Origin of the sequence: Amycolatopsis sp. CA-126428, assembly GCF_002904335.1 — a bacterium.
In the GTDB taxonomy this organism is placed as follows: domain Bacteria; phylum Actinomycetota; class Actinomycetes; order Mycobacteriales; family Pseudonocardiaceae; genus Amycolatopsis.
Genome location: NZ_PPHF01000174.1, coordinates 1 through 22,181, shown reverse-complemented (window position 1 = coordinate 22,181; position 22,181 = coordinate 1). Strand labels below are relative to the sequence as shown.

At 67.2% G+C, this 22,181-nt stretch carries 22 protein-coding genes; 13 read left to right on the top strand and 9 right to left on the bottom strand.

What is annotated here, in order from left to right; genetic code table 11:
• Positions 1 to 759: 759 nt before the first annotated feature.
• Positions 760 to 948, bottom strand: coding sequence for a hypothetical protein (locus tag C2L58_RS49025; protein ID WP_146073809.1), 189 nt, complete (start codon positions 946 to 948; stop codon positions 760 to 762).
• On the bottom strand, positions 941 to 1,843 hold the full coding sequence (locus C2L58_RS45220; protein ID WP_199191736.1) for a helix-turn-helix transcriptional regulator: 903 nt from the start codon (positions 1,841 to 1,843) through the stop codon (positions 941 to 943). The genes C2L58_RS49025 and C2L58_RS45220 overlap by 8 nt, the downstream gene beginning before the upstream one ends.
• 176 nt (positions 1,844 to 2,019) lie before the next feature.
• On the opposite strand from C2L58_RS45220, the gene C2L58_RS45215 reads away from it, so the two are divergent.
• The 4 genes from C2L58_RS45215 (at position 2,020) to C2L58_RS45200 (ending at position 6,608) form a co-directional block, all read left to right on the top strand.
• Positions 2,020 to 2,880, top strand: a complete 861-nt coding sequence (locus tag C2L58_RS45215) for an SDR family oxidoreductase (RefSeq protein WP_103343782.1) — start codon at positions 2,020 to 2,022, stop codon at positions 2,878 to 2,880.
• 36 nt (positions 2,881 to 2,916) lie between these two features.
• On the top strand, positions 2,917 to 3,618 hold the full coding sequence (locus C2L58_RS45210) for a type 1 glutamine amidotransferase domain-containing protein (RefSeq protein WP_103343781.1): 702 nt from the start codon (positions 2,917 to 2,919) through the stop codon (positions 3,616 to 3,618).
• Between the two features lie 159 nt (positions 3,619 to 3,777).
• Entirely contained in the window at positions 3,778 to 5,250 is a 1,473-nt protein-coding gene (locus tag C2L58_RS45205; RefSeq protein WP_199191739.1) for an NAD-dependent succinate-semialdehyde dehydrogenase, read from the top strand.
• A complete protein-coding gene (locus tag C2L58_RS45200) occupies positions 5,247 to 6,608 on the top strand; it encodes a class-II fumarase/aspartase family protein (protein ID WP_103343779.1) in 1,362 nt (453 codons plus the stop codon). The genes C2L58_RS45205 and C2L58_RS45200 overlap by 4 nt, the downstream gene beginning before the upstream one ends.
• A gap of 380 nt (positions 6,609 to 6,988) precedes the next feature.
• On the opposite strand, the gene C2L58_RS45195 is transcribed toward C2L58_RS45200, so the two are convergent.
• Both C2L58_RS45195 and C2L58_RS45190 read right to left on the bottom strand, forming a co-directional pair.
• On the bottom strand, positions 6,989 to 7,582 hold the full coding sequence (locus tag C2L58_RS45195; protein WP_233226294.1) for an FAD-dependent oxidoreductase: 594 nt from the start codon (positions 7,580 to 7,582) through the stop codon (positions 6,989 to 6,991).
• A gap of 129 nt (positions 7,583 to 7,711) precedes the next feature.
• Complete coding sequence (locus tag C2L58_RS45190; RefSeq protein ID WP_103343777.1) at positions 7,712 to 8,083, bottom strand: ester cyclase; 372 nt, start codon at positions 8,081 to 8,083, stop codon at positions 7,712 to 7,714.
• Positions 8,084 to 8,175: 92 nt separating this feature from the next.
• Here C2L58_RS45190 and C2L58_RS45185 point away from each other — a divergent pair, with 92 nt between their 5' ends.
• The 5 genes from C2L58_RS45185 to C2L58_RS45170 all read left to right on the top strand — a co-directional run bounded on the left by C2L58_RS45185 (position 8,176) and on the right by C2L58_RS45170 (position 11,363).
• Positions 8,176 to 8,745, top strand: a complete 570-nt coding sequence (locus C2L58_RS45185) for a TetR/AcrR family transcriptional regulator (RefSeq protein WP_103343776.1) — start codon at positions 8,176 to 8,178, stop codon at positions 8,743 to 8,745.
• Entirely contained in the window at positions 8,681 to 9,136 is a 456-nt protein-coding gene (locus C2L58_RS51655) for an FAD-dependent monooxygenase (RefSeq protein ID WP_369904380.1), read from the top strand. Before C2L58_RS45185 ends, C2L58_RS51655 begins: the two co-directional genes overlap by 65 nt.
• Positions 9,055 to 9,234, top strand: coding sequence for a hypothetical protein (locus C2L58_RS51135; RefSeq protein ID WP_233226293.1), 180 nt, complete (start codon positions 9,055 to 9,057; stop codon positions 9,232 to 9,234). The genes C2L58_RS51655 and C2L58_RS51135 overlap by 82 nt, the downstream gene beginning before the upstream one ends.
• A gap of 368 nt (positions 9,235 to 9,602) precedes the next feature.
• Positions 9,603 to 10,340 (top strand): DJ-1/PfpI family protein, encoded by a 738-nt coding sequence (locus tag C2L58_RS45175; protein ID WP_233226292.1) that lies wholly within the window; start codon positions 9,603 to 9,605, stop codon positions 10,338 to 10,340.
• Positions 10,341 to 10,508: 168 nt separating this feature from the next.
• On the top strand, positions 10,509 to 11,363 hold the full coding sequence (locus tag C2L58_RS45170) for an SDR family oxidoreductase (protein ID WP_103343774.1): 855 nt from the start codon (positions 10,509 to 10,511) through the stop codon (positions 11,361 to 11,363).
• Positions 11,364 to 11,846: 483 nt separating this feature from the next.
• Here C2L58_RS45170 and C2L58_RS45160 read toward each other — a convergent pair whose 3' ends face one another.
• Positions 11,847 to 12,515: a DJ-1/PfpI family protein gene (locus C2L58_RS45160; protein ID WP_103343773.1), complete on the bottom strand. Its 669-nt coding sequence runs from the start codon at positions 12,513 to 12,515 to the stop codon at positions 11,847 to 11,849.
• A gap of 338 nt (positions 12,516 to 12,853) precedes the next feature.
• Here C2L58_RS45160 and C2L58_RS45155 point away from each other — a divergent pair, with 338 nt between their 5' ends.
• The 3 genes from C2L58_RS45155 (at position 12,854) to C2L58_RS45145 (ending at position 13,635) form a co-directional block, all read left to right on the top strand.
• Positions 12,854 to 13,057 (top strand): hypothetical protein, encoded by a 204-nt coding sequence (locus C2L58_RS45155; RefSeq protein ID WP_103343772.1) that lies wholly within the window; start codon positions 12,854 to 12,856, stop codon positions 13,055 to 13,057.
• Positions 13,058 to 13,141: 84 nt separating this feature from the next.
• Positions 13,142 to 13,402 carry a hypothetical protein gene (locus tag C2L58_RS45150; RefSeq protein ID WP_103343771.1) on the top strand — a complete coding sequence of 87 codons (261 nt, stop codon included), beginning with the start codon at positions 13,142 to 13,144 and terminating at the stop codon, positions 13,400 to 13,402.
• Entirely contained in the window at positions 13,399 to 13,635 is a 237-nt protein-coding gene (locus C2L58_RS45145) for a hypothetical protein (protein ID WP_103343770.1), read from the top strand. Before C2L58_RS45150 ends, C2L58_RS45145 begins: the two co-directional genes overlap by 4 nt.
• 530 nt (positions 13,636 to 14,165) lie before the next feature.
• On the opposite strand, the gene C2L58_RS45140 is transcribed toward C2L58_RS45145, so the two are convergent.
• A complete protein-coding gene (locus C2L58_RS45140; protein WP_233226291.1) occupies positions 14,166 to 16,445 on the bottom strand; it encodes a ricin-type beta-trefoil lectin domain protein in 2,280 nt (759 codons plus the stop codon).
• A gap of 686 nt (positions 16,446 to 17,131) precedes the next feature.
• On the opposite strand from C2L58_RS45140, the gene C2L58_RS45135 reads away from it, so the two are divergent.
• The gene (locus tag C2L58_RS45135) at positions 17,132 to 18,013 is read left to right on the top strand and encodes a DMT family transporter (RefSeq protein WP_103343768.1); all 882 of its coding nucleotides are present in this window, start codon (positions 17,132 to 17,134) and stop codon (positions 18,011 to 18,013) included.
• 243 nt (positions 18,014 to 18,256) lie between these two features.
• Here C2L58_RS45135 and C2L58_RS45130 read toward each other — a convergent pair whose 3' ends face one another.
• The 3 genes from C2L58_RS45130 to C2L58_RS45120 all read right to left on the bottom strand — a co-directional run.
• A complete protein-coding gene (locus tag C2L58_RS45130; protein ID WP_158264251.1) occupies positions 18,257 to 19,768 on the bottom strand; it encodes an RICIN domain-containing protein in 1,512 nt (503 codons plus the stop codon).
• A gap of 238 nt (positions 19,769 to 20,006) precedes the next feature.
• Positions 20,007 to 20,993, bottom strand: coding sequence for an SGNH/GDSL hydrolase family protein (locus C2L58_RS45125; RefSeq protein WP_199191735.1), 987 nt, complete (start codon positions 20,991 to 20,993; stop codon positions 20,007 to 20,009).
• Between the two features lie 779 nt (positions 20,994 to 21,772).
• Positions 21,773 to 22,181, bottom strand: a 409-nt coding sequence (locus tag C2L58_RS45120) for a PQQ-dependent sugar dehydrogenase (protein WP_146073807.1), incomplete at its 5' end; no start/stop codon positions are given.

The following is a 22,181-nucleotide window of genomic DNA, read 5'->3' as shown; positions in this document are numbered from 1 at the left end:
GACGTTCACCCGGATGTGAACACTCGCGGAGTACGGCACGCAGCCGCGCGGTCGGCCGGATCACCCTCGTCCAGGAGTTCGGCGGTGTAGGCGCGGACGAGGTCGTGACGTGCCAGCCAGTTCCCGGCCACACGCCGCAGCGGGTGCAGGGCACCGAGGTCATCTACGGTCCGGCGCGCCCGCGTCGGCGGGACACCAGCCACGGCCGCAGCGGCCGCCAAGTCGAACTCGCAGGCCGGGTGGGCACCGAGCAGGCGCAAGAAGGTCTGTGCGGGAACCGGCAATTCGCGAGGGCCGCAGCAGTCGTGCCACCGGACGCAGAACGGCGGCGACGCACGAACAGAACGATCCTGGAAGGGCCGAGACGATCTCGGCCTGGTTCTGCCGGTCTGATGTGACCGCGTACTTGCCCGGCGGTACGTTCACCGTCAGCTGCACCCGAGATTCGAGCGCTTCCCGATCGTCCACGATGCCCGTAGCTAGCCGGCGACACCAAGCCCCCGATCGGGCTCCGGCACCAGGACATGTATGAGGCCAGGGTCTTGGTATTCCCCAGGGTCCGCCTGGCCTTGCGACTCGCGAGCGTCTCACAAACGCCCATTTCCTCACGTCTCCGTACAGCAGATTCGTCGCGGCAGCCCGAGGTCAGCCGACGGTGGAGCTCTTCACCGGCTGCGCGGCGAAAATGACGAGGGCCAGGGTGATGTCGCCACCGTTGTGGCCGACGACGCGGACGCGATGCCCGAGCCGAGTCAGGAATTAACGGACGCTCGCACAGCCGTAATTGGCCTCGTCGAACGCCGGGTCCAGCGACACCATCTTCGACTTCACCGCCGATGCGGACAGGATCGCGGGCGCGGCCTGCCACATCGCGGTCACCAGCAACGGCCGGCGACGTAAACAGCTGACGAGCCAAGAGTACGGGCGGTTCGCGGTCTGGTTAGCCATTGTCCGGTCTGCCGCCCGGGGTGAGCCTCTCCCTAGCCGGTCCGCCGGTCGCCGTCCAACTTGCGAGCAAGTCCATGGCCCGCCGTGAGGGCGAGTCGACTTCGGTGGTGTAGACGTAGATCGTCGTGCCCGGGTCGCCGGGCGGGGCGAGCGTCTCGTACTCGACGGTCAGGTCGCCGACCATTGGGTGCCGCAGTCGCTTCGAGCCGTGGGTCCGCTGGTGGACGCGGTGCTGCTCCCACCACTGGTCGAACTCGTGGCTGTGCTCGCGCAGCTCGGCGACGAGTTCGACGGTGCCCCGATCGTCCGGGTCACGGCCGACTTCGAGCCGGAGGCTCTCGACCGCCGCGCGCGCTTGGTCGGACCAGTCGACGAAGAGCGAGCGGGCCTCGTCGTCGAGGAACATCCAGCGGGCGTAGTTGCGCTGCGCCGGTGGCAGTCGGTCGAAGTCGGTGAACAGGGCTGCCGCCATCCGGTTGGCGGCCAGCACGTCGGTGCGGCGCCCGAGGATCAGCGCCGGTTCACCGTCGAGGGCATCGAGCAACTGGTAGAGCCCCGGGCGCACACGCTGGACGGCACGGGATCGCCGCCGCGCCGGGGCGGATGTCCTCCCGATGAGGTCCTGCAGGTGTGCCCGACCGGCCTGGTCGAGCCCCAGTGCACGCCCGATCGCTTCGACCACGGCGGGAGAGGGCGTGATGCGACGGCCCTGCTCGAGGCGGGCGTAGTAGTCGGTGGACACCCCGGCCAGCAGCGCGACCTCTTCGCGCCGGAGACCGGCAACACGGCGCACGCGCCCGTCGGGCGGCAGCCCGGCCCGCGTGGGGTCGCTCTGGCTGCGCGCACGCCGCAGGAAATCGGCAAGTTCGCGGTTCGTCTCAGGCACAGATCCCATTCTTCCTGACGCCGACAGCTCGTAAGTGGACCTCTGCGTCCTAGGTCGCCGAGTCCTCGGTTGCTCAGGGCTTGAGATGAGCCCCTACGGCCCGTTCCGGCGCACCAATCTGAAGGGGCGCCAGAACGGACACCAAGCCGGTCGGCGCCTTCGAGAACTTCGAATTGAGGACCACCATGAGTTTCCCGTCGGATCGTCCGGCGACCTGGTTCGTGACCGGCACTTCGCGCGGTCCGGGTTTGGAGCTGGTGACGCAGCTGCTCCAGCGCGGCGACAACGTCGCGGCCACCACCCGGTCCACCGATCGCCGGCTGGCCGCCATCGGCGAGCGCGTCGACACGACGCGACTGCTTCCCCTCACCGTTGACCTGCGGAACGAGGCCGCGGTCAAGCAGGCCGTCGATCAGACGATCGGGCGCTTCGACAACCTCGACGTCGTCGTCAGCAACGCGGGCTATGGCTTCCTGGCCGCGGTGAAGGAGACCAGCGCCCGCGAGGTCCGCGACATGCTCGACGTGCAGGTCGTCGGGGTGTGGAACGTCCTGCGTGCGACGCTGCCGATCCTGCGCGAGCAGAAGAGCGGGCACGTCGTCAATGTCTCGTCGATCCTCGGGCTGACCGCGGTCCCGGGCTGGGGTCTCTACTGCGCGGGCAAGTTCGCGCTGGAAGGTCTGACCGAGGCCCTCGCGGCCGAGGTTGCGGACTTCGGGGTCAAGGTCACCATCGTCGAGCCTGGCTACTTCCGCGCCGACTTCCTCACCAAGGACTCGCTCGCGCTGCCCGCCGACACGACCGACGCCTACCCGGCGATCCGGGAGATGACGCAGGGCCACCTGGACCTGCAGGGCAGCCAGCTCGGTGACCCGGTCAAGGGTGCCGCCGCGATCATCGACCAGGTCGTCAGTGGCGCAGGCGCGCTTCGCCAGCTGCTCGGGTCCGACGCGCACGCCTACGCCACCGCGAAGGTCGAGGCCCTGCGCGTGAACCTCGACGCCACCGCGCAGACCGCGCCCACGACCGATCACCCCACCGCCTGACCCGTCTACACCCACACCACCCGAGAGGAATCCCTCATGAGCAAGGGCAAGGTCCTGATCATCATGTCCGCCGCGAGCGTCTGGGAGCGAATCGACGGGTCGGCCTACCCGACCGGCTACTGGGCCGAAGAGCTCGCCGCGCCGCACGAGCAGTTCGTGAACGCGGGGTACGCCGTCGATTTCGCGTCGCCGGGCGGGGTGCTGCAGCCGCTCGACGAGCACAGCGCGGACCCGGCGATCGCCGGCGAGGAGGCGCCGCACTTCGTCGTCCACGCGCAGAAGGCCCTGAGCGAGTTCGGAGCGCTGCTCCCGGTCAGTGAGATCGACATCGACGACTACGCCGCCGTCGTCCTGCCCGGTGGGCACGGCCCCGTCGTCGACCTCTACAAGGACGCCGACCTTGGGCGCCTGCTCACCGCGGCCGACGCAGCCGGCACTCTGATCGGCGCTGTCTGCCACGGTCCTGCGGCGCTCCTCTCGGCCGTTGACGCCGAGGGCAACTGGTTGTTCGCCGGGCGTCGCATGGCCGCCTTCACTGATGAAGAGGAGCTGCTGTTCGGTACCGCCGAGGGAGCTCCGTGGCTGCTGGCCAGCACGCTGCGGGAGAAGGGCGCGCAGCACTCCGGTGGCACGGCCTTCCAGGCATACAACGTTCAGGACGGCAATCTGTTCACCGGCCAGAATCCGGCCTCGAGCGGACCCATGGCCGACGCCATGATCGCCGCGCTCGACAAGTGACGCCAGGCCGCCCGTCCATCGGACAGCTCTAGAAGTCGACCGGACGAGCACTGTCTCGCATCGACCCGGTGTCCGGGACGGTGCCCGTTCGGTCGGGCCCTCCGGCGTTGATCCCCGCATCCCAGCCTGATCGTTCGAGGAAGAGACATGAACTCCGTGATCGCAACAGTTCCCGAATCCGAGGTGCTTGAACGCGTCGAGAGCGGGCTGCTCATCGGCGGACGCTGGCGCGCCGCCGCCGATGGCGGCACGTTTCAAGTGGAGGACCCGGCGACCGGCCGGACGCTGCGCACGGTGGCCGACGCCACGCCGGCCGACGCCCTCGCCGCTCTCGACGCTGCTGACGCGGCTCAGACAGGCTGGGCGGGGGTGCCACCGCGGCGACGTGGTGAGATCCTCCGCCGAGCCCACGACCTCTTGATCGCGCGCAGGGACGAGTTCGCGCTGCTTATCACTCTCGAGATGGGCAAGTCGCTGGTCGAATCCCGGGCCGAGGTCGACTACGGCGCCCAATATTTGCGCTGGTTCGGCGAGGAAGCCGTTCGCATCGACGGCAGCTGGAAGGTCAGCGAGGACGGTTCGGCCCGGGTGCTCGTCATGCGGCAACCTGTCGGCCCCTGCCTGCTGATCACCCCGTGGAACGCGCCACTGGCGATGCCGGCCCGCAAGATCGGACCGGCCGTCGCCGCCGGCTGCACCATGATCGTCAAGCCTGCGGCGCAGACGCCGCTCACGACGGCCGCCCTAGCTTCGCTACTGGCCGAGGCCGGCCTGCCCGACGGCGTGCTCAACGTCGTGCCGACGACCCAGGCCGGCGCGATCACCGAACTGCTCCTGCGCGACGGCCGGCTGCGCAAGCTGTCGTTCACCGGGTCCACCCCTGTCGGGCGGCTCCTGCTCTCCCAGGCCGCGGACACGGTGCTACGCACATCGATGGAGCTCGGCGGGAACGCGCCGTTCATCGTCTGCCGGGACGCTGACATCGATGCAGCGGTGGAGGGTGCGATGACCGCCAAGCTGCGCAACGTCGGGGAGGCCTGCATCGCGGCCAACCGGTTCTACGTCGATGCGACCGTCGCTGAGGAGTTCAGCGTGAAGCTCGTTGCGCGGATGGCCACGATCAGCGTCGGCCCTGGCACGGATCCCGACGCCGTCCTCGGCCCGATGATCGACGAACGGCAGCGGCGACGAGTCGCCGATTTGGTCGACGAGACCGTTGCGGCCGGTGCCCTCGTGCGCGCCGGCGGTGAGCTGCCTGATGGCCCTGGCTACTTCTATCCCCCCACCGTGCTGACCGACATCCCCAAGGACGCGCGGATCACACGGGAGGAGATCTTCGGCCCGATCGCGGCCGTCAACACCTTCACCACCGAGGAGGAGGCGCTGCAGGAAGCCAATCGGACTGAGTTCGGACTGGTCGCCTACCTGTTCACCCGCGATCTCGACCGGGCGCTGCGGATGAGCGAGCGGATCGAGTCGGGAATGGTTGGGCTCAACCGCGGCTACGTATCCGACCCCAGCGCGCCGTTCGGTGGAGTCAAGCAGTCCGGCGTCGGCCGCGAGGGCGGCAACTCCGGCATCGCTGAGTACCTTGAGGAGAAGTACGTCGCCATCAACGTGAGTTCCCGATGACCAGCAGCAGTGTGTTCGACTCCTTCCTGTTCAGGGACATGTTCGGGACGTCGCAGATGCGCTCGATCTTCAACGACCAGGCGTTCGTCGAGGCCGTGGTCCGAGTCGAGGTCGCACTGGCCGCGGCGCAGGCCCGGGTCGGGCTCGTCCCGCGCACCGCGGCGGAAAGCATCGCCGCCTCGTGCGACGCCGCACTTCTCGACCGCGATCGCTTGCGGCGCGAGACCGACATCGTCGGCTATCCGATCTTGCCGATCATCGCCCAGCTGACCGAGCAGTGCGGTGATGCCGGCGGCTATCTGCACTGGGGGGCCACCACCCAGGACATCATGGACACTGCCGTGATCCTGCAGTGCGCCGCCGGTCTCTCCCTCATTGCCGCAGACCTCGACCGGCTGCGGGGCCACCTGCGTCGGCTCGCGGAGATACACGAGGACACCGTCACTGCCGGCCGAACCCACCTACAGCACGCTCTGCCCGTCACATTCGGCTATCGGGTGGCGGTGTGGCTCTCGGCGCTGGACCGACACGCCACACGGCTCGCGACCGTTCGGGAGCGGAACCTCGTCGTGCAGTTCGGCGGTGCTGTGGGCACGCTCGCGTCGCTGGGGACGGGGCCGGAGGGCCTGCGCGTCCGCGGTGAGCTCGCCGCCGAGCTCGGCCTCGGGGATCCGGAGATCACCTGGCACGTCACGCGTGACGGTCTCACGGAGATCGTCACAGTGATCGCGTCCGTTGGCGCGACGCTCGGGAAGATCGGTGCCGACGTCGCGATGATGTGCTCGACGGAGTTCGGCGAGTTGGCCGAGCCGTTCGTCCCGGGCCGCGGCGCAAGCTCGACGATGCCGCAGAAGCGCAACCCCATCTCCAGCGAGCTCATGGTCGCGGCCGCGAAGCTGCTCCGGGGGAAGGCCGCGGCAATGCTCGACGCGATGATGCAGGACTTCGAACGCGCCACCGGGCCGTGGCACGTCGAGTGGGCAGTCGTCCCGGAAGCATTCCTCCTGCTCGCCTCGTCCCTGCGCCAAGCGGTGCACACGATGTCGGACCTGCACGTCGACACCGCCCGGATGCGCGCCAACCTCGGTCTTAGCGGCGGGCTCATCGTCGCGGAAGCGGTCATGATGGCGCTGGCTCCTGAACTGGGACGTCGCCGCGCCCACGAGGTCGTCTACGCAGCCTGCAGCCAGACGATCGACACCGGCGGCGACCTCACAGCGGTGTTGCTTGGCGAAGCCGACATTGTGGACTTCCTCGGAGCCGATCGGATCAGAGATCTGTGTGATCCCGCGTCCTACCTCGGGAGCGCCCGAGCGATGACTCAGTCGGTAGCGCCGGACGAATCTGCCACCGGCTGATCCCCGACGGCGCAAGGCATCGTGAAACGTAGTGTCGACGTCATCACCGACGACCAGCTGCTGGATGCGGCAGAACGCAGCCTGACCTTCGAAGACCAGGTCGAGCAGCGCCGCCGCGGCCGCCGTTCCTGAGGTCCACCGGGCTCCGCGCCCAGAACCTTCAAACAGCGCACCCGGCCCGGCTGCGGTTCGGCGGCGAAGTCCACCCTGCCGGTGACGCCAACGTGGACGACCGCCGCAGACAAACACACGGGTTCCCTTTACCGCTCCGAAACCTTTCACGCTCGACCGGCACGCTCCCGCAGCCAGCGGCTGTAGCTGAGCCCCTCAACCCGCCACGGTCGTCCTGCGACGCGCGAAGTGCGCCGGCTGTTCCTGCGTCACCCGCAACGGGGGCAGGGGGACGAGCCCGTCGAGGAGCGTCGTGGTCCAGGCCCCGGCCGCCACGACAACGGCGCGAGCGCGGTAGGTGCTCTCTCGATCGTGTGCACCGAGACGTCGTGGTCCCGGTGGCCTGCAACGCCGACACCGCGTTGTCGGCGCGCAGCCGCCCGGTGTGGGGCAGGTGCAGGATCTCGCCGTCGAACCGCAGCCCGGGCCAGCGTTCGACGGCTTCGCCGTGCGAGAGCCGTTCGGCGGGCAGGCCCCGCGGCCTCAAGCGCGGTGGCGACCCGGCCGATGTCCGGGGTGCGCCCGTGGCTGACGCCGCCGGTGATGGTGAGGAGATCGGTGCGGGAGACGTCTTCCAGCTCACGCCACAGCGCCTCGGCCTGCCGGGCCAGTCCGATGTAGCCGGAATCGGGGTAGGCGAGGCGGAAGATGCGGGAGGCGCCGTGCGACGTGCCCCGGGTGTGGCCTGTGGCGAACCGTTCCAGGAGGAGGACGCCGACTCCGCGGGCGGCGAGCTGCCACGCCGCGGCCGACCCCATGGCGCCGCCGCCGACCACGACGACGTCGGTGTCACGCGCGGGCACGGCCGGCCTCCTTGGGACGGGGTGCCGCGTTGCCGGGTGCTGCCACGGGCCAAGCATGTGTTCGCACGGGCGGGCCTGTCCACGCCCGGGCCGGTGTTCCCGGATCGTGAGCGGCCGGGCGCCCTGGCGTCAGAAGGATTCGGCGACCATCCAGTGCTCGACCAGGTGGCCGTCGACCACCCGGATCATGTCCATGCCCGTGACCTCGAACCGCTGCCCGGTCGGCGGGCGGCCGAAGAAGTCGCCGGTGTGGGTGCCGCGCACGGTGTAGCGGTTGGCCACCCATTCGCCGTTCTCCACGCTGGACTCGACGACGACGTCGAAGTCCGGGACGCCGGCCCACAGGCCCTCCCACTTCCGGCGCCAGTCGGCCCGGGTGACGTGCCTGCCCTGGTCCCGCGAGTCGGCGGCGATGTAGTTCGCCGCGGCTTCGAAGTCACCGGCGGCGCGGGCGGCGAGGATCGCCCGGTTCACTTCGGCGGGGCTCGGCGGTGGGGTCATGGGTCTCTCCTCGGATCGCAGTAACGGGGATCGTCCCCGTTTCGTTGCCGGTACGATACGGGGACTGTCCCCAGATCGGCAAGAGGTGTCCGATGCCCGACCCGCGGCCGCGCGCCGACGCCCGGCGCAACCGCCAGAACCTGCTGGTGGCCGCCGAAAGCGCGTTCAACGCCGAGGGCGCGGGTGCGTCCCTGGACGACATCGCCCGCGCGGCGGGGGTCGGCAACGCGACTTTGTACCGGCACTTCCCGACCCGGCGGCAGTTGATCGACGCGGTGTACGAGGAACGCATCCGCGCGCTCTGTGAGCTGGCCACGGAGGTTCGTGCCACCGAACCGCCCGGTGCGGCGCTCCTCGGCTGGCTGCGCGCGGTGGTCGAGCACATCAGCGGCAGCAGGGGCCTACGGGACGCGTTCGCCGACGCCCACCACCTCGGCGGCGACGGCGGAACACCCCAGGTGGCCGAGTGGCATCGGATGACCGACGACGCCGCCGTCCCGTTGCTGCACGACGCACAGGCTGCCGGGACCGCGCACCCGGATCTGCACGCGGACGAGCTGATGGCCCTCGTCGCGGCGGTCGCGCACGCCGGCGGGGGTGACCCGGGCGACGCGCGTCGCCTGCTCGGTTTCGTCTGCGACGGCGTCGCACGTCAGAAGTGACCGGCGCCGGCCGGTGCTGAGCGCGGGCACCCTCTTGCGCGGCCGTGCTTCGACACCGGCCAGCGGACCTCATCGGCCGCCGGCTGCTCACCGTCGACGGCGGCCCGCGACACGATCCGGGGCCTGGTCGCGCAGACGGACTACGACGAGACGCTGGCGGACATCCTCCGCGGCCGGCGTGAAGGGGTCGGCCGTGGACGCAGACGTGCTCGTAGTCGGCTACGGCCCAGTCGGTCAGGTGGTGACGCCACTGCTCGCCCGGCAGGGCTGGCGGGCGACCGTGCTCGAGCGCTGGCCCCGGCCGTACCGATGCCGCGGGCAGTACCGTTCGACGACGAGTCCGCGCGGATCCTCGCCGCGGCCGGGATCGGCGACGCACTCGGCGAGATGAGCGGATGCTCGAGAGACTACGTCCGGGAGACCGCGGACGGCCAGGTGCTGTTCGACGTCGACGTCCCCGAGCACGGGCGCTCCGGCTGGCCAGGTTGACGATCACGTGGTGGCCCTGGGCGCCCAGGCGCCGGGCGATGGCCGCGCCCAAGCCGCGGGCGGCTCCGGCCGGAAGACGACCTGGCGAGAATCCGTTGGATCATGGCAGTCCGGCCGGTTCCGTTGAACCTTCCGCGCAGCTACCGTTGAACTGCCCGCTCAAGGTGCCCACAACGGCCCACCATATGAGACTGGACGTGTTTACGCCTGTGGCATCGTCGCGACCGACGCTCGGTCGTCGACAACGAGAGACTGGTTTCGCCACGCCGAAACGACTGGGGCTCGACTCTTTGGAAAATGAGGCCAGAACGCACGTGTCGCGTGGTGCAGCAAGATCCCTTCGCAACCCTGTATAGGAGTTGGATGACATGGCGAACCGAACAATGTCGCGCGACGACACACAAGCAAGCAGTTCACGCTCGCTAGAAATCGGCATACTCGTCTACAACGGTCATACATCGCTCGATTTCATCGGCCCGCAGCTGGCTTTCACGGCCGCAGGGATGAAGGTCCACTTGATCGCAGAATCATCTGACCCTGTCGTGTCCGACACCGGCGTCTCTATCTTGCCGACCACGACCCTGCGTCAGTGCCCCGCGCGACTCGACATCCTGTTCGTGGCAGGCGGAGCGGTGGAAAACGTTCTGCTCGATCGACTTCTGATGGACTTCCTGGCCGAACGCGGCGCGACAGCCACGTACGTCACGTCCGTCTGCACCGGTGCGCTCGCGCTCGCTGCCGCGGGATTGCTCGATGGTTACCGCGCGGCGACGCACTGGGCCACGCGTGATCAGCTCGCCCGGTTCGGTGTCGAGGTGTCGAGAGAGCGTGTGTGCATCGACCGGAACAGGATCACCGGCGGAGGTGGCACAGCAGGCATCGACTACGGGCTCGCGTTGATCGCCCATGTCCTCGGAGAGGACACGGCGAAGCTCGCACAGCTGGCGATGGAGTACGACCCTCAGCCACCGTTCGCCGCCGGATCTCCCGAAGGGGCGGGGCCCGACGTCGTTGCCCGCTTCAAGGACGTTTTCGGTGGGCTCGACGAGGCTCTCCACAACGCCGTCTCGGAGGCGCTGTACCGATCGTCAATGCCGACTTCGTGACGGAAGAACGGGTTGACCCACCAGACTGGCCCAGCTCGTCCAGGGCCGCTTTCACCTGTTTATTCCTTCAAACACAATCTCGGTGACGGTACTCACTATCTGTTCGAATCTTCGCCCAATGAGTGATATTGAGGAGTAACGCCAATCTTTCGCGAGGAGTACAGCACCATGATCGTCGTCACCGGAGCCACCGGGCACCTGGGCAAGCTGGTCGTCGAAGGCCTGCTTCAGAAAGTTCCGGCAAACGAGGTAGTTGCCGCTGTCCGCACTCCCGGCAAAGCGACCGAACTGGCCGTCGGCGGCGTGCAGGTCAGGAAAGCCGAGTACGGCGACCCGGTAAGCTTGATCGCCGCTTTCGAGGGGGTGGACAAGGTCTTGCTCATCTCCGGCTCCGAGGTGGGACAGCGCGTGGCCCAGCACGCAGCGGTCGTACGGGCCGCGAAAGCGGCGGGCGTGAGGCATCTTGTCTATACCAGCATCCTCAATGCCGACACTACGAAGATGCTCATGGCTGCCGACCACAAGGCTACTGAGCAGGTCATCCGAGAGTCCGGCATTCCGTTTACGTTCCTCAGGAACGGCTGGTATACCGAGAACTACGCCTCAACAGTCGCCCACGCCGTGGAAGCCGGCTCCTTCGCTGGCAGCGCGACCGAAGGCAAGCTGGGCGGTGCGCCGCGCGTTGACTACGCCGACGCCGCGGTGGGTGTTCTCACGACCGAGGGCCACGAAGGCAGGACGTATGAACTGGCGGCCGACGAGCCTTGGAGCTACGTCGACTTCGCAGCAGAACTCTCCGCTGCCACGGGAAAGACCATCACCTATCAGACCGTGTCCGCCGAGCAGCACCAGCAGATCCTCGAAGACGCAGGCGTACCCGAGGGGTTCGCCGCCATTCTCGTCGACTCCGATCGTGGCATCGACGATGGTGAACTGGCCAGCGACACTCGCGACCTCAGTAAACTCGCCGGCAGGCCCACCACTTCGCTACGCGAATCGGTGGCCCGGCTGCTGCAGAGCTGAAATGCCGCGACTCTAAGGTGGTGCGCCGGCGGCTTTGGGCATGCGACCTGGCCGGGGGAGTCCAACCGAGGTCACCGTTAGTAAGTAGGCCGCGCCTGGCCCTGAAGTGTGCGGTCGTAAGGCACCGACTCGGCCAGGTGGCTGACCGTCACTCCAGTGCCGGTCAGCCACTCGGCCGGGCGTCGGCATGCTCCTGGATCTGCTCAGCTAGATTCGGCTGAACGCGCGATCGGGACCAGTCTGAACCGACCAGTCGAGCCCTCGAGAATCCGTGGAAGTCCGGGCAGGTTGCTTGTAGTGCACTCTTGCTTACTCGGGGTCTGTCTCCCAGATCGACACATGTTTGGTGCTCTCTGCAGTGAGTTCCGAGCGGTCCCAGTCTGCCCAGCGATACTTCAGGCTCAACCCGGCGATGTGTGCCATGAGCGTCGATGGTGCCGATTGGCGTCTTCATGTGCAGGTGCCAGTTTCCGGTGATGTCGGTCATCGCGCGGCTCCCGTCGTGGCGAGCCCGGTGTTCTTCCAGGGGGTGCCCCGGCGTTCGTATTCGAACAGTTCTTCGACAGCGTGCGCGATTCGTGGCCCGAAGTCGCGTTCGAGCAGGTAGAGCCCGAGGTCGAGACCGGAGGTGACGCCGCCGGCCGTGATGAGGTCGCCGTCGTCGACGACACGGGCGCGTACGGCGGTGACGCCAGCCGCAGCTAGCAGTTCGACGCCCAGGATGTGCGTGGTTGCGGTGCGACCCTTCAGCAGCCCGGCCATGGCCATCCCCAGCGAGCCGCCGCAGACCGTAGCGACGGTGACGGCGACGTTGTCGAGGCATTCGCGCAGCAGCGGGGCGGCGGCGCTCGCCGCGAACCGGGAGAGCAGCACGGGGATGGCGTCGATTTCGTCCGGGTCGCCGTCGACTGGGCCGGCCGCGCCAGGGACTACGACGTATCCGGAGGTGGTCGGGTCCAGGGTGGCGGTGGCGGTGAGCGTGATGCCGGGGGTTCCGGAGAGGACGTTCCGCGGGCCCTCTGCGGACACGAACTCGATATCGAGCGCGCCGCCCAGGAAATCGCGTCCGGCGGACAGGACTTCGTACGGCGCGATGGCGTCGAGTGGGTCGAAGCCGTCGAAGAGCACGAACTGGGCTCGCGGGTGGGGCATCGGTGGTCCTTTCGCCGGAAGCGATCACCATCCATCCTGGGCACTCCCGGTGTCGCCGACTACCGGCTATCCAGACAAGAAACACCTGGATCTCGCCAGGCGGCTGTTGAACAATTTCGGGGCATGTACACGGCTTTAGTGTTGCTGTTCCGGTCGAGAGGATGGGCGCGTCCGGCTACCGGATCGTCATGGTCGACTGGAGCCGAGGGTCGATGCTGGCCGCTGCAGATCGGTGTCGGCACCGGGGTGGATGAGGTGGACTGGGCGTGCTCGCGCTGTTCGCCACTTCGCGAGCGCGCTGCTGTTGAACGTCTTCTTTCACCCCGCCGCTATACACCCTGACCGTCGACGCCCAGCAGAACGTCATCACGCTCATCGCGATGGTCGTCGTCGCGGTGGCGTTCGCGCTCGTGGTGGACCGCGCCTCGCGGCGGGCGGACGCTTCGTTCGAAGCGCGGACCGAGGCCGCGCTGCTGGCGTGCTACCGCGGGCGTGCGCCCGCCCTGAGGCATGGTTTCTTCACACTGCGGCGGCTGACCTGACGGCATCTTGACCCGTTCCGCCCACCGGCGTTGGATTCCCGTCAAATTGCTGGACGCGGCCGTCTGGTTGGACAGTGTGGAGGCATGCGCAGCCACTCCTCCCACGAATCCGCCACCGGCGATCTGGTGCGGCAGACCCGGGCGACCGCGGCCGCGATGGAGCGCGCTACCGTTGCCCCGGAGGAGCCCGATGTCGCACTGGCGGACGACCTCGTGGCCGATTCGGTAAGGCTCGATCGTGAACGCGAAGAGCTGATCGGGCGGGTGCACACGGTCTTGGCGCTACGAGCGCCGGCGGTGACGGTGCTCGCCACGATCCACGCACCGACCGAACTGGAGGGTTGAGCGGCCTTGTCCTTCAGGTCGCCCGCGCCGTCCAGCGCTGCTATCCGCATCCGGTCGTGCCGCACGCGGTGACACCGGACTTCGTCGAGCTGGGGCGGATCGTGGTGTGGCTGGTGGAACTGGCCGCCGACAACGACATGCATGTCCGCGGGGCGATCAGAGTCGAGGACGATCTTGCCAATCTACGCCGGATCCTGGCCACTTGCGCGAGCCCGGAGACGTCGCTGCAATGAGCTGTCTATACGAGCGGTTCGCCGACCACGCGGTCGTTCTCGGCCGCCTGATGAAGTCCGTGGTCCCCGGGAGCGGCCAGGCAACGGGGGCGGCGGCCTGAGCGGGTCCGTGGTCCCTCTGGGGGCGGCTACGGACCCGCTCCGTTCTCAGGCAGAGATCAGCGCCGCTGGAAGCACGTTCTCGTCGAAGGCTCGCCAACAGAACGATGACCAGCGCCGAACCGGCCGTCGTCAAGACGAGCTTCGCACCATCGACGACCGCGAGCGACCGGGCACGGGTTGCTTGGAAGCTCGCGGCGAGGAACCTGGCAGTTGATCCCCAAGCCGCTGCAGAAGGCTTTCGCCTCGACGTTGACCCGGCCGGTGCCCAGCATCGCCCGCACATGTTGCTTGACCCGGTGCACATCGACTTCCGTGTTCTGGCGGGCAGTGGGCGAGGTGGTTGGGCGCAAGTCCGTGCGGACGCGCCCAACCGGACCATTGGTCGGAGCAGGTGCCGATCTAGATCAGGGCATCACGGCTGGTCTGGTTCACGATGATGCGGGGATGTTCCATTTCTGGTTGGCGCCGCCGTTGCAGTCCCAGATGTCGAGTGCTGTCCCGTTGGCGGTGGTGAAGCCGGGGATGTCGAGGCAACGACCGGAGGCGGGATTGAGCAGGGTTCCGTTGCTGACGGTCCACTGCTGGTTGCCGGCGCCGTTGCAGGTCCACAGGTCCACCGCTGAGCCGTTGGCGGTGGCGTTGCCGACGACGTCGAGGCACAGGCCGTTGATGGTGACCGCGTTGTTGCCGACGGTCCACTGCTGGGCGGGTGAGCTGTTGCAGTCCCAGATGTCGACGACGGCGCCGGGGGTGGTGGAGGCGGTGTAGTCGTCGAGGCACTTCGCGGTGTTCAGGGCGGAGGGGATGGGCCCGGTCACGGTTCCGCCCGTGCCACCGGAACCGGGTGTGATGGACAGGTTGTCGAACTGGTCGGTGCGGTAGCCCTGGATGCCCAGCCCGGCCTGCCCGGACTGGAACGAGGTGTCGGTGACCGAGCCGATCTCCCGGCTGTCGACCTTCGCGCTGATGGTGGAGCCTTGGAAGGTGAACGCGAGGTTGTGCCACTGGCCGGTGCCCAGGGCGGTGGTGGTGTCGGTGGCCAGGGTGTGGTTGGAGCCGTCGGTGTACATTTTTTCGATCCACCACTGCCCGGTGTCGCGGATCCGGAAGTAGTACGCGTTCATGTGCGACTGCGGGCGCAGCTGGGTGTTGGCGCGGCCGAGCAGCTCGGTGGTGCCGGCGCCGCGCAGCAGGACGTCGGAGCTGACGGTGTAGTTCGACCAGTGGGTGTCGCCGATCAGCGAGTAGGAGTCCGAGTCGTCCTGCCACTCGATCGGTTTGACCGGCGCCATCTGCTGGACGCACTGCCCGGAGCGGCCGGTGCAGGGCTGGACTTCGAAGGAGCCCTGCATGTCGGACAGGTACTTCGCTTCGGTGCCGTTGACGTCGGCGTCGAAGTTGTCGCTGTAGGGCAAGGCGAGGGCCTGGGCGGCGGGTGCGGTCGCGGTGCCCTTGCCCTGACCGGTGGTGGTGGTCACGGTGTAGACGTAGCCCGGCTGCATCGTCAGCGAGTATGAGCCACCGGACGGGGTGAGGTCCTGGGTGTGGACGAAGGACGTGGCCGCGCTGGGGGAGTTGACGTTGGTGGCCCAGACGTGGACGGTTCCGGTGGACAGTCCGCCTTGGACGTGGAAGCTGGCGGTTTGCGCGGAGGTGGTCGTCGTGGTTTCCAGGATGGTGGAGTAGTCGGAGCCGGTGCTGGATTTGACGGTGACGTAGGTGCCGTTGGCTTCCGAGCCGCCCAGGTAGCCGGAGGCGGAGTCGATGAACTTCCAGCCGGGCTGGGTGAACTGGGTGACCTGCGCGGTGGCCCAGGTGCTGGCGCCGATGGTGTAGTTGCCCGACCACGGCGATCCGGCGGTGGCCAGGCCGACGGTGCTGTAGGGCAGGTTGGGGTAGATCGCGGCGATCAGCGGCCAGTTGAAGTAGCTGGTCATCTTCGCGTCGACGTAGCCGCGGGTGATCGCCCGGATCAGCGCGGGGGCGCCGGTGTTCATGTCCTGGGAGCCGTTTTCGCTGTCCCACAACGGCTTGCCGAGGTTCCGGCCGGTCTGGGTGCTCTGGCAGGAGGTCGCGTCACCGCCATCGCCGCCGTTGCAGGAGTAGTGCACCCCGACGATCGACACCGCGTTGTCGAACGCGGCGTTCTTGGACATGTCGTCCGCGACGCCCCAGCCGGAGTCGTCGCCGACGATCTGCACACTGCCGTAGCCGGCGTTGTTCAGAGCTGAGCGCAGCTGGATGTACCAGTTGACGTCGTGGCCGCGTTCGTTCCAGCCGCCGAGGTACTTGATGTTCAGGCCGTGCTGCTTGGTGCAGCCGAGCCAGGAGATCAGGTAGTTGATCGTATCGGTGGACCAGAAACCGCCGTTGATCCAGCCTGGGGCGGTCCAGGCCAGGCCATACAGGCCGATGTTGGGGTTGCGCGCCTTCGCCTGCTCGGCCAGCCAGAACTCGTAGCCGGCGTTGCAGTTGATCTGCCCCCTGGTGTGCTCGATGGAGGGCTCGGAGCCATCGGTGGAGTTGGCGTCGCCACCGATCTCCAGCTTCAGCAACTGCAGGTTCGCGCCGTAGCCGGGCTTGAACATGTAGTCCAGGATCTGCGACTGCTGCGCCGCGGGATAGTCGGTCAGCAGCCGTGAGTTGCCTCCGCCGCCGCTGATGGCGCCGATCCCGTCGAACGTCCGGCCGCCTTGAGTGCCGTCCACGGTGATGGTCGTGGTTGCGGACTCAGCCGGACCGGCGCCGACCATCAGTGACGCGGCGGCTAACGCCAGTACGGGAGCAAGATGTGCGATCCGGTGCATAGGACCATCCTTCGCCGTGAGGGGACGGCAGAGAGCCTGCTCGACACGAGGAGCGACCGTGCGCCGCCGGGAAGTAAGTTTTCAGTGTGCGGTTGTGTTTGTTTTGCTGTCAACCCTTCCAGCAAGACACAACACCGAACAATGTGAAGCGAGCGAACTGGTGCTCGCCAGACCAGTCGTTGGTTCGGGGTGTGGCTACAGCAGCGAGACCGCCATTCGGTAGCGCATAGGTGCGGGCTTGCCGCCGATACGTGAGGACAGCAGCAAAGTCGTACGGAGCGTCGACTGTTCGGGTGCCCGGCCGGCGCGTCCCGTCCGTGGTGAGGCGGCGACCGCCGGGGTGGACTCTCAGTACTCGTTGAGGAGCAGCCGAGGTGCTGCTTCGTGTTCGGTTGGTGGGAACTTCGCATTCCGTATCGACGTAACCACTCGGCAACCTTCAAGATGCACCGTGAGCTGACTGGTCGAGAACCTCATGACGCGCTCGACCGGTGTCGGCGCACCGTCCGGTGAACCCCGGACCCACGTGATCGACAAGCCAACAGCACCTATGCTGAGTCCGCGCGCGAAAGCCTGTAAGGGGCCCCATGAACGCCACCGCCTTGTCCCTCGTTCTCGTTGCGGCCGTCGTGCATGCCGCGTGGAACCTGGCCGCCAAGCGGATCCGGTCCGGCGGCACGCAGTTCGTCTGGCTCTACTGCACGGTGTCCGCGGTCGCGTTGCTACCGGTGACGGTCGTGCTGCTGGTGGTCGAGCCGCAACGGCCTCAGTGGAGCTGGCTGCTGGCGGCGGTGGTCACATCGGTGCTGTACGTCGCCTGCGGAGTCGCGCTGCAGCGCGGATACCGCGTCGGAGACCTTTCTGTCGTCTACCCGGTCGCGCGGGGTACGGGACCGCTGCTGTCGGTGCTGGCCGCCGTTGTCGTGCTCGGCGAACGGCCGGGCTGGCTCGGCCTGCTCGGGGCGTTCCTGCTGGTCGGCGGAGTACTCGTGATCAGCACCGGCCGCAGTGGTGCCGTAACAGCAAACCCGGGCGCCGCGAAAGCACGCCGCGCAGGGGTCTTCTATGGTCTCCTGACGGGCGCGTGCATCGCCGGCTACACGCTGTGGGACGCGCACTCAGTGACCGGCATCGGGGCGCCGCCGGTCGTCTACTTCGGCATTAGTTCGCTGGTCCAGAGCGTCATAATTCTACCTGGCGCGCTGGCCGGCCGTGCCGACGTGTCCCGGATCTGGTATGAGCATCGCCGTGAGGTGGTGTTCGTCGGGTTGCTGTCACCTGTCGCTTACATTCTGGTGCTGTTCGCGTTGACGATGGCGCCGGTCAGCCTGGTGGCGCCCGCGCGGGAGCTGAGCATCGTGCTAAGCAGCCTCGCCGCGTGGCTGGTGCTGGGCGAACAAGACGCCGTTCGCCGGCTGGCCGGGTCCGTGATCGTGCTCTGCGGCATCGCCGCGATTGCGGCGGCCTGAAGACGCGGATACCTGTCGTCCTCACTGCCCCCGCGTCATGCCAGACCGTCCGCGCCCGACTCCCCACCGCGACCCAGTCAACTCCTCGCACGGGGTGGACCTCGCCCGAGATCGCCGCACGCACCGGCAGGCGCCGTGTAGGCACCTGCCGGCGTCGCGAACGATGACGTCACGGTCAGGGACTGGATGTGCGCTGGGCCGCAGGTCGACGCCGTGTCGGCCGCGAACCACTCACTAGAGGGGTTACTGCAGAATCCAGCGCTGTTGCGTCTCGCCGTTCCAGGCGTACTGGATCAGTGGTGCACCGTTGGTCGCGGACGAAGCACCGTCCAGCGCCTTAGCGCTCGCCTGGTTCCAGATTTTGAAAGTCCCGTCCGGCTGTTCATCCACCCACCACCGCTGATTGGCATCACGGCTGGGCTGCCATTGGTTCATCGTCAGGCCGTCTTGGGCAGAGCCGCCGGGGCAGTCCAGCGCTTCCCAGGTCGAGAGGTTGATGATGTTCCACGAGGTGTCCGAGTTTTGGGTGAACAGCCATCGCTGGTTCTGGCCGAAGTTCGTGCCCCATTGCACGACTCCGTTGCCGTTTCCGTAAGTGCCGGCACTGTCTACGGCCAAGCTGGTCTTCTGGTTGGTAATGACGTGGATGCCGGCGATCTTGTTGGGCCGGGTGGCTGGGGTGAACTGGAGCCACGCCATCGCGCTGACGAACTTGTTCGCCGTCAGCTTGTTATCGGATGATGTGGGTCGGTCCCAGGCGTTCCAGGTGATACCGAGGTCCGTGCGACGGTTGGCCTGGATGGCGTTGGCGTTCTGCACCATCCAGTCGTAGTAGTCGTCCCATTGACGGTTGTCTCGCACGAAATGTCCGGCGCCGCGCGCCATTTCGTCCGCCCAGGTGTTGAGGTAGTCTGCGCCGTTGCTGAAGATACCGCCGACGGTCAGGTTGTTCCGGGCGTAGTCGATCGCTCTCTTCGCGTCGTTGTAAACATTGCCGTCGCCAGTGATCTCATAGATCAGGTTGGCGAAGTCTGCAAAGGTGCCCTGGTTGTACGCAGCCGTCGATGTGTTGACGTTTCCGCTCCGGTCGACCCTTGCGTATACTTGGCCGTTACCTGCGTTGTAGAGGTGACTCCAAACCCAGTCGTAGATCTGGCGGCACTTCGTCAGGTAACTTGCGTCATGGGTGCTCTGGTAAATCATGCATGCGACCTTGCCGAGGCTGTCGTTCGACAAAGGTTCCTTCGCCGGATCACGCGGCGGGTTTTCGCGTGCCGCGTACTCCGGGTTCTCCTCCCAGATGCCGCCGCCGTTGTACTGGGTGTCCCACCCGCGGCCGTAGGCGTAGTCGAAGCCGTACTTTGCCTGGGCGAGGAAGGTAGCGTTGCCCGTCAGTTGGTAGCCGCGAACGAGCGCTAGGGAGAACCAGCCGATATCGTCATTCCAGCCGTCCCAGCTCCACGGCGGCGGAGTGTTCTTCAGCCACGTCGTCAGGAGATCGTTGATCAAGGCCTTCTTCGCGACATCACCGGTCCATTCATAGGCATCTTCGGCTCCGAGAATGTCGAGCGACCCTGCCCACGTTCCGTCAGGTTTTCCGTCGTTCAATGCTGCCTTGTAGTAGACATCGCCCCCGGATCTCACCAGGAAGGCGTTGTTGAACGCGTTGTACATGGCTTCCGCATCGCCCAGCCCAAGGGCGGACGCCTCCTGGGGCGTGGCAACCAACCCTCCGGAAACCAGCGCCAGCAGCACCGCACACGCGGTGACGAACGTGCTCCGGCGCCGCTGTCCAAACCTAGTCCACTTAGCCATCCCGGCAGTCTCCAAGAGATCATGAACCTGCTGCGTTCCTCGCCACAGTCACAGTTCGAGCGGTCAATCATCCAGTAGGTAATTGAAAACACTTCTGCGTGTGGTCGCCTGTGGGTGTCGCACGCACGTTGACTTCGCCCCGAGCTACTTCGCCGGCGCCGGGCCGGGCCGTGACGTGTCAGGCCGCGTCGGCCGTCCACTGTTGGTTGGGGCCGCCGTTGCAGTCCCACAGGACGAGTTGGGTGCCGTCGACGCTGGAGGAGGCGGGGTCGTCGAGGCAGCGCCCGGAAACCGGGTTGCGGTAGCCGCCGTTGTAGGCCTGCCACTGCTGGTTGGTACCACCGTGGCAGTCCCAGATTTCGACGGGGGAGCCATTGGCCGTGCCATATCCGGTAACGTCGAGGCACTTGCCGAGCGCTTGCAGGGTGTCGTCGGTGAAGCTGCTCCAGAGCTGGGCGACGGTGCCGTTGCAGCCCCAGATCTGCGCGATGGTGCCGCTGGCGTTGCTACCGGCGTTCACGTCCAGGCACTTGCCCGCCACGCCGGAGTGCACCGCGCGGCCGACCGTGCCCGGCGGCTTGATCCACCCGGCGTTGTCGGCTGCCTGGATCCCGGCGTTGAACGCGTCGGCCATCTTCCGGTAGCCGGTATCGTTGGGGTGCAAAGCATCGGCTAGGTCAACCGGGGTCAGCGCGCTCATGTCGACGTAGCGGACGTGCCGGCCCGCCGCCTGCTCCGACTGGACGATGCCGGGGATCGCGGCGTTGAAGGGGCCTCGGAGTGGTTCTTCGGTGGAGCTGGTGGAGACGATCAGCGAGCCGACCAGCACGGTCGCGTCGGGCGCGTCGCGGGTGATCTGGTCGATCAGCGCGTGCAGCCGGTCCGGTGCTGTGGGGACCTGGTACTGCTGTCCCAGGTCGTTGGTGCCGATCTCCAGCGTGACGACGTTCGGCCGGTACCGGGCAAGGGTGTAGTCGGTGATGCCGGCGATCTGGTCGATCCGCCAGCCGGAGTGGCCCTCGTTGTCCGGGTCGGCCATGTCGCCGTTGCGGACGCTGCCGGTCATGTCGACGGCGTGCCCTTCGGACCGCAGCTGGTCGTACAGGGCGGAGCGGTAGCTGTTGCCGGTGCTGCTGCCGATTCCCCAGGTGATCGAATCGCCCAAGGGAAGCACCCGGAGCGTGGATGCCGCCGCGGCGGTTGCGCCCCCGTTCGCAGCGCCGGCCACCGCCGGCAGTACGGCCGCGCACGTGAGTGCCGTGATGGCGGCGCAGACCGCTCTGAATCCGTTCATCTTTCTGTCCTCGTACTCGCGGTGGGTGGAGTGGACGTCATTCGGGTTTCGACAATTCCCAAGCGGACAGTCACGTTGCTGATCGATGGCACGTCCGGGCAGTGAGCGGTTTACGGATTCGTTTCACCGCGGCGAACTGAGCGGCGGGTGGCGGTCCTCAAAGAGGAGGAAGCAAGGAGTACGCTGGGTGCTAGCCGAGGTTTCATAGCAGGGCGGCACGTGGCCTCAAGCGATCGCCGGGCAACATCACGTCTGTGCGTGCGCATGGAGATCTCCAAGCTTGTTGGCGTTGTCGTTATAGCACTCAGGCTGTCGGCGGATCAGGGCCCGGCCCCAAGTGGTTTCTTGCCGTTACAGGTTGCTGTGACACGGACCTGTGGGCCATCGAATCGTCATCGAGTCGGGCGGCGGTGCGGGGAAGGCAAGGCTCTTTGAACTAGTTTCACCCCGGGTTCCATGGGTGTCAATCATCGCCGTGTAATTGGTCCAGACCTGACAAGTGGTGTCTTGTCCGGACCGGTGTGCTGGTCATTGGGTGAGGCTGTCGCTTGCGTTCAAGCGCGTGGAAGTTCGCTGCGCTGGGAGGCGCGGAGCGCCGCAAGGGAGGTCGGGTCCCTTGCGGCGTTCCGGCCAGCTGGTGGGTCGCGTGGCTACCCGCCGAGGGTGACGTGGAAGAGCTTCTCGTCGCTGTTGTCGGGGATGCTGTCCTTGTCGCCGTTGTTGGTCGTGGTCAGCCACAGGCCGCCGTCGGGTGCGGGTTCCACCGTGCGCAGCCGGCCGTAGGTGCCGTTGAAGTACGCCTGGACGTTCGTCAGGTCGCTGCCGCTGATCACCTCGCGGTACATCCGCGTCCCGCGTTCGCAGGCCACGTAGAGCACGTCGCGGACGATGGCGATGCCGGAGCAGGAGCCGTCCGCCGTGGAGTACGTCCGCTTGGGCGCGATGAACCCGGCGGTGCCGCACGTCCCGGACGTGCCCTCGCAGGCGGGCCAGCCGTAGTTGCCGCCCTTGGTGATCAGGTTGGTCTCGTCCATGACGGAGTTGCCGAACTCCTGCTCC